General features: G+C 66.7%; 18 protein-coding genes. 8 read left to right on the forward strand and 10 right to left on the reverse strand.

What is annotated here, in order from left to right:
* Nucleotides 1-79 precede the first annotated feature (79 nt).
* Together AC06E7_RS16815 and AC06E7_RS16820 are read left to right on the forward strand one after the other, a co-directional pair.
* The gene (locus AC06E7_RS16815) at nt 80-586 is read left to right on the forward strand and encodes a hypothetical protein (protein WP_184126878.1); all 507 of its coding nucleotides are present in this window, start codon (nt 80-82) and stop codon (nt 584-586) included.
* Nucleotides 587-632: 46 nt separating this feature from the next.
* Nucleotides 633-1,400: a YggS family pyridoxal phosphate-dependent enzyme gene (locus AC06E7_RS16820; RefSeq protein WP_426805833.1), complete on the forward strand. Its 768-nt coding sequence runs from the start codon at nt 633-635 to the stop codon at nt 1,398-1,400.
* 3 nt (nt 1,401-1,403) lie between these two features.
* Here the strand turns inward: AC06E7_RS16820 and AC06E7_RS16825 are convergent, their stop codons facing one another.
* Nucleotides 1,404-2,303 carry a LysR substrate-binding domain-containing protein gene (locus tag AC06E7_RS16825; protein WP_336443124.1) on the reverse strand — a complete coding sequence of 300 codons (900 nt, stop codon included), beginning with the start codon at nt 2,301-2,303 and terminating at the stop codon, nt 1,404-1,406.
* A gap of 98 nt (nt 2,304-2,401) precedes the next feature.
* Here AC06E7_RS16825 and AC06E7_RS16830 point away from each other — a divergent pair, with 98 nt between their 5' ends.
* Nucleotides 2,402-2,587, forward strand: a complete 186-nt coding sequence (locus tag AC06E7_RS16830) for a hypothetical protein (protein WP_478065397.1) — start codon at nt 2,402-2,404, stop codon at nt 2,585-2,587.
* A gap of 11 nt (nt 2,588-2,598) precedes the next feature.
* Here AC06E7_RS16830 and AC06E7_RS16835 read toward each other — a convergent pair whose 3' ends face one another.
* From AC06E7_RS16835 to AC06E7_RS16850, 4 genes are all read right to left on the reverse strand, one after another.
* A complete protein-coding gene (locus AC06E7_RS16835) occupies nt 2,599-4,776 on the reverse strand; it encodes a translocation/assembly module TamB domain-containing protein (protein ID WP_478065398.1) in 2,178 nt (725 codons plus the stop codon).
* An 84-nt stretch (nt 4,777-4,860) separates the two neighbouring features.
* Entirely contained in the window at nt 4,861-5,265 is a 405-nt protein-coding gene (locus tag AC06E7_RS16840; protein ID WP_478065399.1) for a VOC family protein, read from the reverse strand.
* 106 nt (nt 5,266-5,371) lie between these two features.
* On the reverse strand, nt 5,372-5,920 hold the full coding sequence (locus AC06E7_RS16845; RefSeq protein WP_320457131.1) for an outer membrane beta-barrel protein: 549 nt from the start codon (nt 5,918-5,920) through the stop codon (nt 5,372-5,374).
* Nucleotides 5,921-6,008: 88 nt separating this feature from the next.
* Nucleotides 6,009-6,410 (reverse strand): RidA family protein, encoded by a 402-nt coding sequence (locus tag AC06E7_RS16850; protein WP_478065400.1) that lies wholly within the window; start codon nt 6,408-6,410, stop codon nt 6,009-6,011.
* A gap of 114 nt (nt 6,411-6,524) precedes the next feature.
* Here AC06E7_RS16850 and AC06E7_RS16855 point away from each other — a divergent pair, with 114 nt between their 5' ends.
* Genes AC06E7_RS16855 through AC06E7_RS16865 form a run of 3 tightly spaced genes read left to right on the forward strand, consistent with a single transcriptional unit; the run spans nt 6,525 to nt 8,372 of the window.
* On the forward strand, nt 6,525-7,475 hold the full coding sequence (locus tag AC06E7_RS16855) for a LysR family transcriptional regulator (protein ID WP_478065401.1): 951 nt from the start codon (nt 6,525-6,527) through the stop codon (nt 7,473-7,475).
* 46 nt (nt 7,476-7,521) lie between these two features.
* Nucleotides 7,522-7,956 carry a hypothetical protein gene (locus AC06E7_RS16860; protein WP_184126891.1) on the forward strand — a complete coding sequence of 145 codons (435 nt, stop codon included), beginning with the start codon at nt 7,522-7,524 and terminating at the stop codon, nt 7,954-7,956.
* Nucleotides 7,956-8,372 carry a hypothetical protein gene (locus AC06E7_RS16865; RefSeq protein ID WP_478065402.1) on the forward strand — a complete coding sequence of 139 codons (417 nt, stop codon included), beginning with the start codon at nt 7,956-7,958 and terminating at the stop codon, nt 8,370-8,372. The genes AC06E7_RS16860 and AC06E7_RS16865 overlap by 1 nt, the downstream gene beginning before the upstream one ends.
* Here AC06E7_RS16865 and AC06E7_RS16870 read toward each other — a convergent pair whose 3' ends face one another.
* Complete coding sequence (locus AC06E7_RS16870; protein ID WP_478065403.1) at nt 8,373-8,804, reverse strand: hypothetical protein; 432 nt, start codon at nt 8,802-8,804, stop codon at nt 8,373-8,375.
* 73 nt (nt 8,805-8,877) lie between these two features.
* On the opposite strand from AC06E7_RS16870, the gene AC06E7_RS16875 reads away from it, so the two are divergent.
* A complete protein-coding gene (locus AC06E7_RS16875; protein ID WP_478065404.1) occupies nt 8,878-10,002 on the forward strand; it encodes a sensor histidine kinase in 1,125 nt (374 codons plus the stop codon).
* Complete coding sequence (locus AC06E7_RS16880) at nt 9,999-10,778, forward strand: LytR/AlgR family response regulator transcription factor (protein ID WP_447785687.1); 780 nt, start codon at nt 9,999-10,001, stop codon at nt 10,776-10,778. The genes AC06E7_RS16875 and AC06E7_RS16880 overlap by 4 nt, the downstream gene beginning before the upstream one ends.
* Before the next feature lie 14 nt (nt 10,779-10,792).
* Here AC06E7_RS16880 and map read toward each other — a convergent pair whose 3' ends face one another.
* The 4 genes from map to AC06E7_RS16900 are packed head-to-tail and all read right to left on the reverse strand — an operon-like array spanning nt 10,793 to nt 15,037.
* Nucleotides 10,793-11,563 carry a type I methionyl aminopeptidase gene (gene map, locus AC06E7_RS16885; RefSeq protein ID WP_307106813.1) on the reverse strand — a complete coding sequence of 257 codons (771 nt, stop codon included), beginning with the start codon at nt 11,561-11,563 and terminating at the stop codon, nt 10,793-10,795.
* Nucleotides 11,560-11,772 carry a ParD-like family protein gene (locus AC06E7_RS16890; RefSeq protein WP_068852612.1) on the reverse strand — a complete coding sequence of 71 codons (213 nt, stop codon included), beginning with the start codon at nt 11,770-11,772 and terminating at the stop codon, nt 11,560-11,562. Before AC06E7_RS16890 ends, map begins: the two co-directional genes overlap by 4 nt.
* Nucleotides 11,773-11,819: 47 nt before the next feature.
* The gene (locus tag AC06E7_RS16895; protein WP_068852615.1) at nt 11,820-12,722 is read right to left on the reverse strand and encodes a cation diffusion facilitator family transporter; all 903 of its coding nucleotides are present in this window, start codon (nt 12,720-12,722) and stop codon (nt 11,820-11,822) included.
* 26 nt (nt 12,723-12,748) lie between these two features.
* A complete protein-coding gene (locus AC06E7_RS16900) occupies nt 12,749-15,037 on the reverse strand; it encodes an Orn/Lys/Arg family decarboxylase (protein WP_093535916.1) in 2,289 nt (762 codons plus the stop codon).
* Nucleotides 15,038-15,053 lie beyond the last annotated feature (16 nt).

Consider the following 15,053-nt stretch of genomic DNA (forward strand, 5'->3'; position numbering starts at 1 on the left):
TAGATACAGACTTTTCCGACTGGTGCGGCCATGACGGCTTCGGCTATCGTCGCTGCCATCCAAGGATCCGGAACCTGCCATGTCGCGCGTACTCACCCTCACCACACTGGCAGTGTCCAGCCTTGCCCTGCTGGTCTCGGGGTACACCGCCGTGCAGCTGCACCGCAGCCAGTCCGCCGAGCGGGTGATCACCGCCCGCGGGCTGGTCATCCAGGACGGCAGCGGCCAGGCGCGGGTGATCCTGGGCGCGCCGCTGCCCGATCCGCTCAGCAGGGGCGTGTCGCAGGGCCCCCGCGCCTCGCCGCTGTCGGGCGTGGTGCTGCTTGGTGCCGACGGTTCCGAACGGGGCAGTTATGGCACTGCCGATGTCGGCGATGAGGCCTCGCTCACGCTGGATGATGCCAAGGGCACCACCGAAGTGTTCAAGATCACCGCGAACCCGGATCGTGGCGCCACCCTGGTGATCAAGCACCAGAACAGCACCGGCGCCATGCTCACCTCCTGGCAGGGCAAGCCGGAGCTGATCTTCCTCAACGACAACGGGCAGTCGCATTACATCCGTCCGGGTACCCCTACAGCGCCCTGATTGCCGCCGTGCGAAAATGCGGGCCGTGCCTGTTCCGGAACACGTCATGTCCATCGTCGCCCCCACCTGGCCGCAGGCTGCCACCGTCGAAGATTTCCGCCGCAACCTGGACGCGGTGCACGCACGCATTGCCGCTGCCTGCGCCCGTGCCGGGCGCGATCCGGCCACGGTGCGGCTGCTGCCGGTGAGCAAGACCGTGGACGAAGCGCGGCTGCGACTGGCGGTGCAGGCCGGCTGCGATACGCTGGGCGAAAACAAGGTGCAGGAGGCCAAGGGCAAGGCCGAAGCCATGGCCGACCTGGGAATCCGCTGGTCGCTGGTCGGCCATCTGCAGACCAACAAGGCGCGGGATGTGGCCCGCTTCGCCAGCGAATTCCAGGCGCTGGACAGCCTGCGCGTGGCCCAGGCGCTGGACCAGCGGCTGGCGCAGGAAGGCCGCACGCTGGATGTGTTCGTGCAGGTCAACACCTCCGGCGAAGCCAGCAAGTACGGATTGGACCCGATCGAGGTGGCCGACTTCGTACAGCAGCTGCCCGCCTTCCCCCAGCTGCGCGTGCGCGGCTTGATGACCTTGGCGCTGTTCTCGGCCGATCCCGAACAGGTGCGCCCGTGTTTCGTGCGCCTGCGCGACCTGCGCGAGCGCCTGCGTCCGACCCTGCCGGTGGGCGTCAGCCTGGACGAACTGTCGATGGGCATGTCCGGCGATTTCGAGATCGCCATCGAGGAAGGCGCCACGGTGGTACGCGTAGGCCAGGCGATTTTCGGCGCGCGCAGCACCCCCGACAGCCACTATTGGCCAACCCCTGCGGGTTGATCGTCACCCCACCAACGCCTCCATATGCCGCGCATGCTCCGCCGCCTGCGCGTGCAGCCACTCACGAAACGCCAGGAACCCCCGGTGCGTGGACGACCGTGGCGGATATACCAGCCAATGCGACCAGCGCGTCTTCAACCGGTGCGGTGACAAGGCAATCAACTGCCCCGAATCCAGCAGCAACCGCGCCCGCGTCACCCGCCCCAGTGCGACCCCGAAGCCATCCAGCGCGGCACGATGGTGCGATTCGGAGTCATTGAGCATGGCCACATAGCGCGACGGCGCAACCTCGCCGACCGAGGCGAACCAGCGCTGCCACTCGCCATCCGGGTCCCCCAGCAGCGGCCACTGCGACAGCGGCAGCGCGCCCAGCCCGCCCATGCGCTCGACCAGTGACGGGCTGGCCATCGGCATCAGCCACTCATCGAACAGCGGCTCCACATGCAGGCCGCTCCACTGCCCGGCACCCACCCGCAGCGCGGCATCGCACTGCAGCTGCCGGTCGAAATCGGTGAGCCGCTCGCTGGATTCCAGGTTGAATTCAATCTCCGGGTGGCAGGCCACGAACGAGCCCAGCCGTGGCACCAGCCAGTTGGAGGCCATCGATGGCAACGCACTGACCGACAGCACGCGGTCGTGGCGCGCGCCGAACGGCTGCAGCGCCTGCGCGATCGCATCCAGGTGTGGGCCCACCTGTTCCAGCAACCGCTGCCCTTCGGGCGTCACCCGCACCCCGCGTGCCTGGCGCTGCAGCAGCGCATACCCCAGGCGCTCCTCCAGCTGCCGCATCTGGTGGCTGAGCGCGCTGACGGTCAGGTTCAGCGAATCGGCCGCGCGGGTCAGGTTGCCCAGGCGTGCGGCGGTAACGAAATTCTGCAGCGGCTGGAGCGGGATACGGGACATGGCGACTTGAATCCAGTTCAAGAAAGACTTGCGAAAGGATCGCTTTTGCACCGTCCATCCTGCCCCTATCGTGAGTCCTACTCAAGTGGAGGACGCACATGAACATCTACAGCGGATTGTTGTTCCTGCACGGGCATATCGCCGATGCGGCGTTGGCGCGGGCGCTGGCGGAGCCGGAAAAGCTCTCCGCCGCTGACACGGCGCGGGCGGTGACCGGGACAGCCACGCAGGCCGTAGCGCTACCGGCTCGGGCTGCCTGCGAGGTTGGTGCTGCCCGGCGTTGAAACTTCCGGCCTTACGGGGCCGGCTTGGCCTCGGGCAGCACCCGGGGGCGGCTGTCGTACCAGTCGCGCGCCCCGGACAGGTGCCAGGTGCGCTTGCCGCCGTCCAGTTCGATGCCGGCCCCGAGCAGGCCCCAGCGCAGGTACAGGTCGCCACGGCGCTGCGCCTGCTCCATGTCCAGCCGGGCGCGTAGCGACAGCCGCGCGTTCTCGGCCTGCAGGTCGTCCACCGCCAGGTGCTCGCGGCGCCAGCGCAGCTGGCCGCTGGCCAGCACTTCACCCGAATCGAGCAGCCCCAGCACCCAGCGCGGGTACTGGCTGCGCTCGGCGTAGATGCCCAGCAGCGGACCGGCATCGCGAAGCCGCAGGTCGGCACGTGCGTCCACCTGGAACGGTGCCTCTGACTGGATGTGCCCGCTGCGCAGGTCGACCTCGCCCCACCAGCCGCCCTTGGCGGCATCGCCGTCCACCTGCACGTTGCGCAGGCTGAGCGTGGTGCCGCCCAGGTCGAACTGGCCAGCGTCGAAGTCGGCACGCTGCAGTCTTGCCTTGACCTGCGCATCGCCACGCAGCGACAGGCCGGCGGCCTGCATGCGCGCACCGGTGCCGCGCAGGTCGGCGCGGCCCTGCCCGACCCGGCCGGCAGCATCCAGCGTCACGTCGCCGCTCAGCAGTGCGGTACCCCCGAGCAGACGCACATTGTCGTTGCCCACGTAGCGGTTGTAGGCGCTCAGGTCAGGCACCCGCGCGTCGTTGAAGCGCAGCTGCGCACGCATGCCGTCGCGCAGCTGCTGCAGCCGTGCATCGCCGCGCAGGGTCAACGCCAGCGCCTTGCCGTCGAACAACACCGCCTTGGGCGCATCGGACGGCGCCGCGCGGAACGTGGGAATATCGACCTTCAATTCCGCCTGCGGCGGCGCACCGTTGACGATGCGTCCCAGCGCATGTGCATCGCCCTGCATGCGCACGCCCGCCACCTCGGCAATGGCGGCCACCTGCGGCACCTCCAGGGTGCTGCCCGGCGCCAACTGGCCATCGGCAATGCGCAGGTCACCCTGCAGCAGCCCGCCACCTTCCAGCTTGAACCACGGCTTGCGCACGAACAGATCGGCAATCCAGTTCAACGACTCGAACCGCCACGCGCCACGCACCTGCCCGGACAGCCGCGGCAACAGTTCGGCCGGCGCCTCGAACGGAATCTTCCGGCCGGTGACGCGCAGGTCCGCGTGCAGTTCGCTGCCGGTTTCCGAGTCGCGCGGCAGGCGTGCCTGCACGCGCATGTCCTGGGCCACGTCCAGCTGCAATGACAACAGCCCGCGATCGGGTGCATGGACGCCGGCATGCACCGGCACCCGCCACACCACCCGGCTGCCGGGTTGCAGCAGGCCGCGGTCCATCACCACATCGGCCGTGAGCCGTGCCTCGGCGGGGACGCTGCCGACCTTGACGTGTGGCCCGGCCGTGTCGATCTTGATCGCCTGGCTGCGCCCGTCCACCTGCAGCTGCGCGAAGGTGATGCCGAACTTGCGCAGGCCCGGGGCTTCATCGCGATAGTGGCGCGGGTAATGGAAGCGCGCGGCCAGGTGCGCCTCGTCGAGCAGCTTGACCCCGTCGTAGGTGATCGTGGCCTGCTCGAAGCCAGCAGTGGAATCGAACAGTTCCGATGGCCCGCCCTTGACCTGCTTCTGGAAGCCCACCGTGCCATGGCCCTGCCCGGCAATCAGCAGCTTGCCGAAGCGGCCGCTGCGGATGCTGTCGCTGTGGATCGCATCCAGCCGGATGTTCCAGCCGCGATCACCACGCGGCGGCGGCGGGATCGCCTTTTCCACCCGTTGGATGTCCGCTTCCACGCCGGTGGCGTTGATGCCTGGAATGCGGACTTCGCGCTTGAACAGGTGCACCAGCGAGATCCACGCGCTCGCACGGTCGGCACGGAAGATGTAGACGGTATGGTTGGCCTGGCCGCGGATGCGCACGTTCCAGACAACCGCGTGCCCGGGCAGCAGCGTCAGCGCCGGCCCGGTCTGCAGCCTGAATTTTTCAGGTTTGCGGTTGGTGACCGCATCGAACAGCGGCGTGTTGAGGAACACGTTGCCGGCAACAAGGTACAGCGCATACAGCGCCAGCAAGGTAAGCAACGCCACGCGCCATGGCCGGGGCCAGCGCCGGACGCGCTCGGGAATCAGGGGCATGGAGTTCTGCGACGAAGCGGAGTGACGCGGCCACTATCGACAACCGGGCGACGGAGTCGTGTGAAGAAGCGCCCGCGCTGCCGGTCAACCCGCCCGCCGCTCCGGGTCCCACGCCATCGGCTGCCACAACTCCAGCTTGTTCCCGTCCGGATCCAGTATCCAGGCGAACGAGCCGTTCTCATGCGTCTCCGGCCCGCTGGCGATGGTCACGCCGGCCTCGCGCAGGTTCGCCAGCAGCCCCTCCAGGTCATCCACCCGGTAATTGATCATGAAAGGCGCATCGCTGGGACTGAACCACTGGCTGTCAGGCTCGGCCAGCGCCCACACGGTCAACCCGCCGTCATTGGCCTTGTCGTCGGGCCAGCGCAGCACCGCGCCACCAAACTCCTCCAGCGTCATGCCCAGGTGCTGCCGGTACCACTCGGCCAGCGCCGCGCGGTCGCCACGGCTCTTGAAGAACACCCCACCGATTCCGGTCACCTTTGCCATCGCAGTCTCCCTGGGTCCGTGCTGATCCTATGCCCTTGCCCGCGCAAAAGAAAACGGCAGGCCGTTGCACCGGCCTGCCGTTGTCCTGTCACCGCAAGCGGTGGGATCAGAAGCGGAACTCGCCACCCAGGCTGATCGTATCCACGTCCACGTCCACGCCGCTGAAATCCCCTTGGCGGCGGTCGTAGTTCAGGCTCAGGCCCCAGCGGCGGTTGAAGTCGTAACCGACATTGACGCCGTAGTACGGCTTGGTCGAGCTTTCGTCATCCACCACGTCGAAGGTGTCTTCGCGCACCTGCGCGGTCAGCCGCGCGATGCCGGCGCGTGCGCCGATGAAGAAGCCGGTATTGTCGGCGCCGAAGTTCTTCTTGACCACCAGGCCAGCACCGATCGAGACCAGGTCCAGCTCCTGGTCGTAGCCCAGGTCCTTGTTGTAAAGCGAACCGACATGGCCTTCGACGCCGATGTTCGGGGTGAACCAGTAGCCGCCGCCGATCGAGGCGGAGGTGTCCGACTCGCTGCCACGGAAACCGTCGTAACGCACTTCGGTATCGCTGCTGCCCAGCTCGGCGCGCACGAATGCGTGGCCGGCCATGGCATCGGTCGACAGGGTGGCCAGCGCGATGGCGGCGGCCAGGGTGACGAACTTCTTCATTCAGGTCCTTCCAAAAGGTGGTTTGCCCATCTGGGCGGCGCCACTCTGCCTCCTGTTCATGTTTGTGTCAATTCCGTTAAACGAACGCTCAGGCGCGATCCTCGGGCAGCTTGGCCACCACCTTGAACTCCACGTCGAACCCGCTCAGCCAGGTGACCCCGACCGCGGTCAGGGTCGGGTGCGGCGCCTGACCCCAGTACTCGGGCACGATCGCCCAGACCCGCTCCAGGATCCGGTCCGGGTCGATCATGAAAACGGTCACGTCGACCACATCGTCGAACGTGCAGCCGGCGGCCGCCAGCACCGCGTTGAGGTTCTCGAAGAGCTTGTGCACCTGCGCTTCCAGGCCCGGTTCGGGCGAACCGTCCTCGCGGCTGCCGACCTGGCCGGACACGAACAGGAAGCCGTTGGACCGCACCGCCGGCGAATAGCGGTAGCGGGCATACAGATCCTGCCGGCCAGAGGGGAACACGACGTCACGACTTGCCATTGCAGACTCCAGAGGGGTTTTTGCCCCGGGTGATGGGATATCTCCACGGTAGGCGCCCCGGCCCGGTCGATAAACGACCAACCTTGTCCATCACTGTTTGTAGAATCCAAACAATTGACCGCAGGAGTGCCGATGGACCGTTTCGATGCCATGCAGGCCTTTGCCCGGGTCGTGGAGACCGGCAGCTTCACCCGTGCCGCGCAGACCCTGCACATGAGCCGCACCACGGTGACCCAGCTGGTGCAGCAGCTGGAAGCCCGGCTGCGCGTGCGCCTGCTCAACCGCACCACCCGCCAGGTCAATGTCACCGACGATGGCGCGGCGTACTACGAGCACGTCTCGCGGTTGCTCGCCAATCTGGATGATGCCGAAACCAGCCTCTCCAGCTTCGCCGCCAGCCCGCGCGGCCGATTGCGGGTGGATGTGCCCGCGCCGCTGGCGCGGTTCCTGCTCGTCCCTGCGCTGCCCGGTTTCCACACGCGGTACCCGGACATCCAGCTGGACCTGGGCGTCAGCGACCGCAATGTCGACCTGATCGATGAGAACGTGGACTGCGTGATCCGCGGCGGCGTGCTCACCGACCCCTCGCTGGTCGCGCGGCACATCGGCGACCTGCAGGCAGGGTTGTACGCCGCGCCGCAGTACCTGGCCACGGTTGGCATGCCCGACCACCCCAAGGCACTGGAAGCCGAACCGCATCGCATCATCGGTTACCGGGGCTCGCGGCGTGCAGGCGCCATGCCCTACGCGCTGCGGCGTGGCGAGGAAACGCTGACCGTGCACGGCCGGCATCAGCTGGCGGTCGACGACGGCAACGCCTATCTGGCGGCCGGAGTAGCCGGGCTCGGCGTGCTCTGGCTGCCCGATTACGTTGCCGCCGCACACGCCGGGCGCAGCGAACTGCTACGCGTGCTCACCGACTGGCAGGTCGACCCGATGCCGCTGCACATCGCCTTCCGTCCCAACCGCCACGTCAGCGCCAAGCTGCGCGTGTTCGTCGACTGGGTAGCGGCTCTCATGGCCGACCACGTGCCGGTGATGACAAAAGGCTCGGCCCTGCCCTAGCATCGAAACCACAAGCCCGCGCCCCTGCGCCGGGCGAGGACGGGCATTGACGCAGTTCCTCCAGTTGTTCGGTTCGCGGCTTTCGATGATGTTCGCAGCAATCGCGCTGCTGTATCTGCTGTGGTCCACCGCACCGCTGTGGTGGTCAGCACGGCGGGCGTTCCTGCGGGCCGACCGGCTCGTGCACCCGTGGTCCTTCATTCTCATAGCTGGAATGCTTGCGTATGGGAGTACGGCACTGGCCGCCATGGGCGTGACGTCTGTGGTTGGCATGTCACGCTTGCTGGATGGGGCGGCGCATCCCGGGTTGCTGTCGGCGATTGCGCCCGGAACATGGCTTGCCATGCGGCTGGACTCCTGGCTGCCTCCCGCACTGCTGCCGCTGCACCTCCTCATGACGTGGTTCATCACTCGCCAGTTGTCGGACCACTGGCGCGGGCTTTGCACCCGTGGCGCACTCTCCGGCCGGAAGGTGCGCTGATGCAGATTCCCGACCAGTGGTTCACCCTGCTCCTCTGGCTGTTCTTCGAGGAGGGCCTGTGGCGGGTCTGGATGTCATCGCCCCTCTGGTGGCCGGTGCTCAAGGTGCTGCTGCGCCGTGATCGCCTGCCCCGTCCCGCCACCTTCGTGGTCGTGTCTGCAGCGCTGGCTTACGGGGTGATTGCGACGGTGAGCGTGGTCGTCATCTTCCCGGTCAAGGTCGCAGGCCTCTACCTGACGCCCCAGTTCCTGGAGGCAGGACTGCCGTTGGGACCGACGCTCACGGCGCTGGACAGTGTGGTCACAGCCGCACTGCCTCCATTGGTCCTCTCGCTGCCCATTTCCGCATGGTGGATTTCCCGGCGGCTGGCGCAGCGCTGGCCGAGGTTGTGCGGCGAGGATGTGGTCTCCGGGTAGTTACAGCGGCGCGATCACCAGCGTATCGCCCGTGCACACGTTGACGTCGCGGTAGATCGCCGTGCGCCCGTTACGGAACTGCAGGCGCAGGTCGAAGCGGCAGCCGGCATCGCCCAGGCGCATCGTGGTGCTGCCCCCGCCACCGTCGATGGTGTCGATCGGCCGTTGCTCGAACGCATCGCTGCCGGCGGTGGCCACCTCCAGCGTGGTGATGCTGTCGTGGGCGCGGTTGAGCAGTGTCAGGTAACGCGGGGCGGCGGCATGCGTGGCCGTGGCGAAAAGCAGGCTGGTCAGGACGGCAAGACGGATCGGGAACATCGCGGCATCTCCGGCGGTTGGGTTCGCCGCCATCAGGCCGCTGGCCGCCCCGCGCACGCCACCGATCCGGGACCAATCGTCGTCCTGGCAGGACCAATCGTAATGGGCCCTCATGGCGCTTCTCCGGGCCCGCCCGCACGCCTAAGATGGCCCTGCCCCGCCGCGCCGGGCGTCCTGGATACCGGCCATGATGGTTCGCCTTGGCAGTACGTCGATCAGCCTTGCCCGCTACCTGCTCCTCTGGACGGTCGTGGTGCTGGTGTTTGCCGTGCAGCATTCGCTCAGCGATGGACTGCACGGCAACAGCTGGCCGTTCCTGGTGCACCTTCGCTGGGCGATGATCCAGTGGTACACCTGGGCGGCACTGGCACCGCTGGTGTTCCGCCTGGCCGAGCGCTATCCGCTGGATCCCCAGCGCCGCCTGCTTGGCCTGGGCAGGCAGGTCGTGGCCAGCCTGGCGGTGACCGTCAGCGCGATGCTCATCGGCGCAGCGGCCTCCGCGCTGTTCGAACCCAGCGGCTTCTTCGAACAGCTCGGGTACTTCCTGGCGCAGCATTTCGCCATCGGGCTGCTCACCTACTGGGCGCTGTTCGCGCTGCAGCAGGCATTGCACTTCCAGGCCGAGAAGGCGCGGCGTGAAATGGAAGCCAGTCGGCTGGCCACCGAACTGGCGCAATCCAGGCTGCTGGCGCTCAAATCCCAGCTGCAGCCGCATTTCCTGTTCAACACGCTGCACGCCATCATCACCCTGCTCGACGAAGACACGGTCTCGGCCGAAGACATGCTGCTGCGCCTGAGCGAACTGCTGCGCGCCTTCCTGGAAGACTACGACGGCCAGGAGATTCCCCTGCGCCAGGAACTGGACCTGATCGAGCTGTACCTGGGCATCCAGCGGGTGCGCTTCAAGGACCGGCTGACCACCCGCACCTATATCGCCCCGGATACCCTCGACTGCGCCGTGCCCAGCCTGTTGCTGCAGCCGCTGGTGGAGAATGCGGTGCGCCACGGTATCGGGCAGCGCGTGGGCAGTGACGTGATCGAGATCGAAACGCGCCGCGACGGCGAGGTGCTGTGCATTGAAGTGCGCAACCGCAACAGCACGCTTGACGCCACGCCCGGCGCGCCCGCAGGCCATGGCATCGGCATGTCCAACACCCGGCTGCGCCTGAAGGAGCTGTACGGCGATGCCGCCGACGTGCGGCTGGACATGATCTGGCCCGAGGGCGTGACCTGCCGCGTGCGCCTGCCTTTCCGTACCCTGGAAGTGGAAGACGAAGCGCCGGAGTTCACGGCGGGAGTGGCACCGGCATGACCCTCTCGGTGCTGGTGGTGGACGACGAGCCGCTCGCACGCCGCGCGATCGTGCGCCTGCTGGCCGATGACCCGGAGATCGAACTGCTGGGCGAATGCGGCGACGGCGTCTCCGCAGTGAACGCCATCCGCGAGCACTCGCCCGACCTGGTGTTCCTGGACATCCAGATGCCGGCGATCACCGGCCTGGACGTGGTGGCCACCATCGGCGCCGAGCGCATGCCGGCCACCGTGTTCGTCACCGCCTACGAGCAGTACGCGGTGAAGGCCTTCGAGGCCAATGCGGTGGATTACCTGGTCAAGCCGTTCAGCCGCGAACGCTTTGCCGCCACCCTGCAGCGCGCCCGGCAACGCCTTTCAACTGCCGCCGGCACCAGCGCGCAGACGGCGACGCAGATCCTGCAGGCACTGGATGCACTGCGCCAGCGTGAGGCCTATCTGCAGCGCATACCGGTACGGGTCGACGAACACGTGGTGCTGGTCGACGTGGACGAGATCGTCTGGATCAAGGCCGCACGCAACATCGCCGAGATCCACCTCGCCGGCCGCATGCACGAACACCGTGGCACCATGGCCGCCCTCGCCGCCCGGCTGGACCCGCGCCACTTTGCCCGCGTACACCGCTCGGCCATCGTCAACATCCGGCGGGTCAAGGCGATCCACCCGTGGTTCAACGGCCACCACGTCGTTACCCTGGACACCGGCCAGCAGCTGCGCATGAGCCGCTACCAGAACGAGGCGTTCCTCAAGCTCGTCTCCACCCGGGACACGCCGTAGCGCCGGGCGTGGCGCTACGCCGTCGGGATGCGCTCGCCTTCGCGCAGGGTCAGCACTTCCACCCCGGTTTCCGTCACCAGCACCGTATGTTCGGCCTGCGCGGACAACTTCCCGTCACGGGTGGTCACGGTCCAGCCGTCCTCGCTCATGTCGATCGCCGCACGGCCCTGGTTGATCATCGGCTCGATGGTGAACGTCATGCCCGGCTCCAGCTCCACGCCGGTACCGCGCTTGCCGTAATGCAGCACCTGCGGGTCTTCGTGCATCTCGCGCCCGATGCCGTGCCCGCAGAACTCGCGCACCACGCTGTAGCCGTGCGCCTTGGCGTGCTGCTGGATGGCGAAGCCGATATCGCCCAGCGTCGCCCCCGGGCGCACCACCGAGATGCCTTTCCACATGGCCTCGCGGGTCACCCGCACCAGCCGCTTCGCCTGGAAATCGACCTCGCCGATCAGGTAGGTCTTGCTGGAATCGGCGATGAAACCATCCTTCTCCAGCGTGATGTCCAGGTTGACGATGCTGCCGCCGCGCAGGATCTCGTCTGCCGAGGGCACGCCATGGCAGACCACGTTGTCCACCGAACTGTTGAGCACATACGCAAAGCCGTACTGACCCTTGCTGGCCGGCCGCGCATGCAGTTCATCGACGATGAAGCGCTCCACCCAGTCGTTCACCTGCAGGGTGCTCATGCCTTCCAGCGGCAAGCGGTCCAGTGCCTCGAACACCGAGGCCAACAACCGCCCCGACGCCCGCATCAGCGCCTGTTCTTCAACCGTCTTGATCACGCAACCGCCACCCGCAGGGCACCGGGATCGACCCCGGCCGCGCGCAGTTCACGGTTGACGATCTCCTGGTAGCTCATGCCCGGGTTCATTTCGCAGAGCATGCCCACCTTGATCCAGAAGCCGGCCTGGGCGTTGATCGAGCGGCCGGACACGCCGCTTGCGCGGCGCAGGTTGTCGTGCAGTTCGTCGTCGATGTTGACGATGCCCATGGGATGCCTCGGTACGGAATATACGCATCATATACGATACGTATATTTCAGGTCCAGGCAGGATCGGCGGTGAAATCGATGGTCAGCCAGAACTCGCTGCCGCGGGCATCCAGCCGCTCGGCGATGTCATCGCGCAGGGCATCGACGCTGCCGATGGTGCCGATCACCGTGTCCGGGTGGGTGAGGATGTGGATCTCCACGAAGCGCATCCGCCCCATCTTGGCCACATGGCTGGTGAAACCGAGATAGCCGTGCTCGGCCACGAACTGCGTCATCACCGCCTGCACGCGCGCGTCCAGCGTATCGGGCGCGACCTGCAGCACCTCGCGCATCGCTTTCCACGCACCGCGCAGCGGCACCGGCAACACCGCCAGGCTGATGATCGCCAGCACCAGCGGATCCAGGAATGGAATCCAATGCGCGTGGTCGCCGTCTTCCAGCAGCAGCGCCAGCGCAAAGGCCAGCACCACCGCCAGGCTCATCATGCCGCTGAGCAGCCAGGCGCGTACGTCCAGCCACAGCAGCGGCGAATGCAATCGCGCCGCATGCACGCGCACGAACGCGGCCATGCCCAGGTTGCTCACGCACAACAGGGTCGCCCACATCAACGCCGGCCCGGCGCGGATGACGTGCCCGCCGGTGGTGAGCCCGATGATCGAATTGGCCAACGCATAGATGCAGGCCAACGCCAGGATCGCCCCACCCAGCGCTTCCACCATCGGCTCCAGGTGCCAATAGCCGTACTGGAACCGTGGGCTGCCCTCGCGCCCCAGCAGGCGCAGCACGGCCAGCGCCACCAGCGTGAGGGCAACATCCACCAGGCTGTATACCCCGTCGAACAGGATCGCCTGCGATCCCACCAGCAGGCCGCCGATGAAGCCGGTGGCGCTGACCGCCACCGTCACGCCAATCGAGAATTTCAGGATCCGCTGCTCGCGTGCTGTATCCATCGCCTGCCGAAGATCCTGGCCGCCGCTCAGGTCTTCAGCACCTCCACCTTGTAGCTCGGCACGTCGCCGTCACGGTCGATGATAAGCCCGTGCACGTCCGACTCGAAGCCCGGGAAGCGCACATTCTGCTCGCGGGCAATGCGCAGCGACTGGATGATCGGCTCATCCTGCGCGCCGAAGCGCTCGCCCGGCATGATGGTCGGAATGCCCGGCGGGTAAGGCACCAGCATGGTCCCGGCGACACGACCACTGATCGCTTCGATATCAACGCGCTCGATCTGGCCACGCACCAGGTGGTCGTAGGCCTCGGCCGGCGTCATCACCGGCTCGGGCAGGTCCACGTACATCGCACGCATCACCTGGGCTACCGCAAACTCGCGGTTGAAGGCATGCAGGGCCTCGCACAGGTCGCGCAACCCCCAGCCACCGTAAGTCTGCGGATAGTCTGCCGCCAGGTCGGGCAGCGCGCGGGTGAGCGGCGCGTTGTTGTCGAACAGTTCCTTGAAGGCCATCAGCTCGGTCACCAGGGTGCTCCACTTGCCCTTGGTGATGCCCATCGAGAACAGGAACAGCACCGAGTACAGGTTGGTCTTCTCCACCGTGATGCCGCGCGTCCACAGGAACCTGCTCAGCACGGCGGCGGGAATGCCCAGCTCGCCCAGGTCACCGTCGATGGACAGGCCCGGGGTCAGCAGGGTGACCTTGATCGGGTCGATCAGCACGTAGTCTTCGACCAGGCCATCGAACCCGTGCCAATGCGCATCGGGCTGCAGGTACCATTCCTCGCGCTTGGCCACCATCGGCGTTGGTGCATCGCCCTTGCCCAGCGAGCGCTCCAGCTTGTCCGGCTGCCACACGCTGAACCACCAGTCGTCACGGCCCAGGTCCTCGCGTACGTGCAGCATGGCCCGACGGAAGGCGATCGCCTCGTCGTGCATTTCCTGCACCAGCGATTCACCGGCCGCACCCTCCATCATCTTGGACGCCACGTCGCAGGCGGCAATCACCCCGTAATGCGGGCTGGTGGTGGTATGCATCATGAACGCTTCGTTGAAGCGTTCGGCATCCAACTCGCGGGTCGCCGCGTTGCGCACGTGGATCATCGAGGCCTGCGAGAACGCGGCCAGCAGCTTGTGGGTGGAATGGGTGGTGAAGATGATCGCATCCTGGCCACGCGGCTTGCCCTTGGCCATGCCGTAGTGGTTTTCATAGAACGGATGGAAGGCCGCATAGGCGTACCAGGCCTCGTCGAAATGCAGGAAATCCACCGCGCTGCCGATCTCGTCGGCGATCTTCTCGGCGTTGTAGCACAGCCCGTCATAGGTGGAATTGGTGACCACCGCGATCCGTGGCCTGGAGCCGGCGCGGAACGCCTTGCTGGCCAGCGGGTTGGCAGCGATGGCCTGCTGCAGTGCCTCGGGGGTGAACTGGTCCAGGCTGATCGGCCCGATGATGCCGTGCGCATTGCGGCTGGGCGTGAAGTACACCGGCACGCCGCCGGTCATGATCAGCGAATGCAGCAGCGACTTGTGGCAGTTGCGGTCGACGAACACCACATCGCCCCGCCCCACCGTGCCATGCCAGACGATCTTGTTGGCGGTGGAGGTGCCATTGGTGACGAAGAAGGTGTGGTCGGCGCCGAAGTTTCGCGCAGCCTCGTTTTCCGCCTCCTTGATCGGCCCGCTGTGGTCGAGCAGCGAGCCCAGCTCCGGCACCGAAATCGACAGATCGCTGCGCAGCGTGTTCTCACCGTAGAACTGATGGAACGCACGCCCCACCGGTGACTTGGTGAAAGCCACACCGCCGGCGTGGCCGGGGGTGTGCCAGGAGTAGTTGGATTCGGCGGTGTGGTGGATCAGCGCCTTGAAGAACGGCGGCAGCAACTGCTGCATGTAGTCTTCGGCCGCGCGCATCACCTGGCGCGAGATGAAGCTCTTGGTGTCCTCGAACAGGAAGATGTAGCCGTGCACGTACTTGAGCAGCTTGCTCGGCACCTTTTCGATGGTGCGGCGCTCGCCGTACAGGAACACGGGCAACCCGCCGCGGCGCGCGCTCTGCTCGCGCAGGAACCCCAGCAGGCGCTGGAACTCACCGGGCTTGTCTTCGGTGCCGTCAATCGAGATCAGTACCGCCGAGGCCGCCACATAGGTACGCGCACCGGCCTGGGCATCGGCCAGGGTCAGCCCGCACAGCACGCGCTGGTCGTTGCCACGCAGTTCCTCGACCAGCGCGCGGATCAGGATGCCGCCGATGCGCGGGGACTCGTAGTCGTCGTCGATGACGATGATCGGGTAATCCAGAGACTTGAAATACACAGCATTTCTCCTGGGG

It is taken from the genome of Stenotrophomonas sp. Steno-Z4 (genome assembly GCF_056393145.1).

Excerpts from the sequence above, each read along its gene's own strand:
- AC06E7_RS16815 (WP_184126878.1), top strand. The coding sequence starts at position 80 with ATGTCGCGCGTACTCACCCTCACCACACTGGCAGTGTCCAGCCTTGCC.
- AC06E7_RS16820 (WP_426805833.1), top strand. The coding sequence starts at position 633 with ATGTCCATCGTCGCCCCCACCTGGCCGCAGGCTGCCACCGTCGAAGAT.
- AC06E7_RS16825 (WP_336443124.1), bottom strand. The coding sequence starts at position 2,303 with ATGTCCCGTATCCCGCTCCAGCCGCTGCAGAATTTCGTTACCGCCGCA.
- AC06E7_RS16830 (WP_478065397.1), top strand. The coding sequence starts at position 2,402 with ATGAACATCTACAGCGGATTGTTGTTCCTGCACGGGCATATCGCCGAT.
- AC06E7_RS16835 (WP_478065398.1), bottom strand. The coding sequence starts at position 4,776 with ATGCCCCTGATTCCCGAGCGCGTCCGGCGCTGGCCCCGGCCATGGCGC.
- AC06E7_RS16840 (WP_478065399.1), bottom strand. The coding sequence starts at position 5,265 with ATGGCAAAGGTGACCGGAATCGGTGGGGTGTTCTTCAAGAGCCGTGGC.
- AC06E7_RS16845 (WP_320457131.1), bottom strand. The coding sequence starts at position 5,920 with ATGAAGAAGTTCGTCACCCTGGCCGCCGCCATCGCGCTGGCCACCCTG.
- AC06E7_RS16850 (WP_478065400.1), bottom strand. The coding sequence starts at position 6,410 with ATGGCAAGTCGTGACGTCGTGTTCCCCTCTGGCCGGCAGGATCTGTAT.
- AC06E7_RS16865 (WP_478065402.1), top strand. The coding sequence starts at position 7,956 with ATGCAGATTCCCGACCAGTGGTTCACCCTGCTCCTCTGGCTGTTCTTC.
- AC06E7_RS16870 (WP_478065403.1), bottom strand. The coding sequence starts at position 8,804 with ATGAGGGCCCATTACGATTGGTCCTGCCAGGACGACGATTGGTCCCGG.
- AC06E7_RS16875 (WP_478065404.1), top strand. The coding sequence starts at position 8,878 with ATGATGGTTCGCCTTGGCAGTACGTCGATCAGCCTTGCCCGCTACCTG.
- AC06E7_RS16880 (WP_447785687.1), top strand. The coding sequence starts at position 9,999 with ATGACCCTCTCGGTGCTGGTGGTGGACGACGAGCCGCTCGCACGCCGC.
- AC06E7_RS16890 (WP_068852612.1), bottom strand. The coding sequence starts at position 11,772 with ATGGGCATCGTCAACATCGACGACGAACTGCACGACAACCTGCGCCGC.
- AC06E7_RS16895 (WP_068852615.1), bottom strand. The coding sequence starts at position 12,722 with ATGGATACAGCACGCGAGCAGCGGATCCTGAAATTCTCGATTGGCGTG.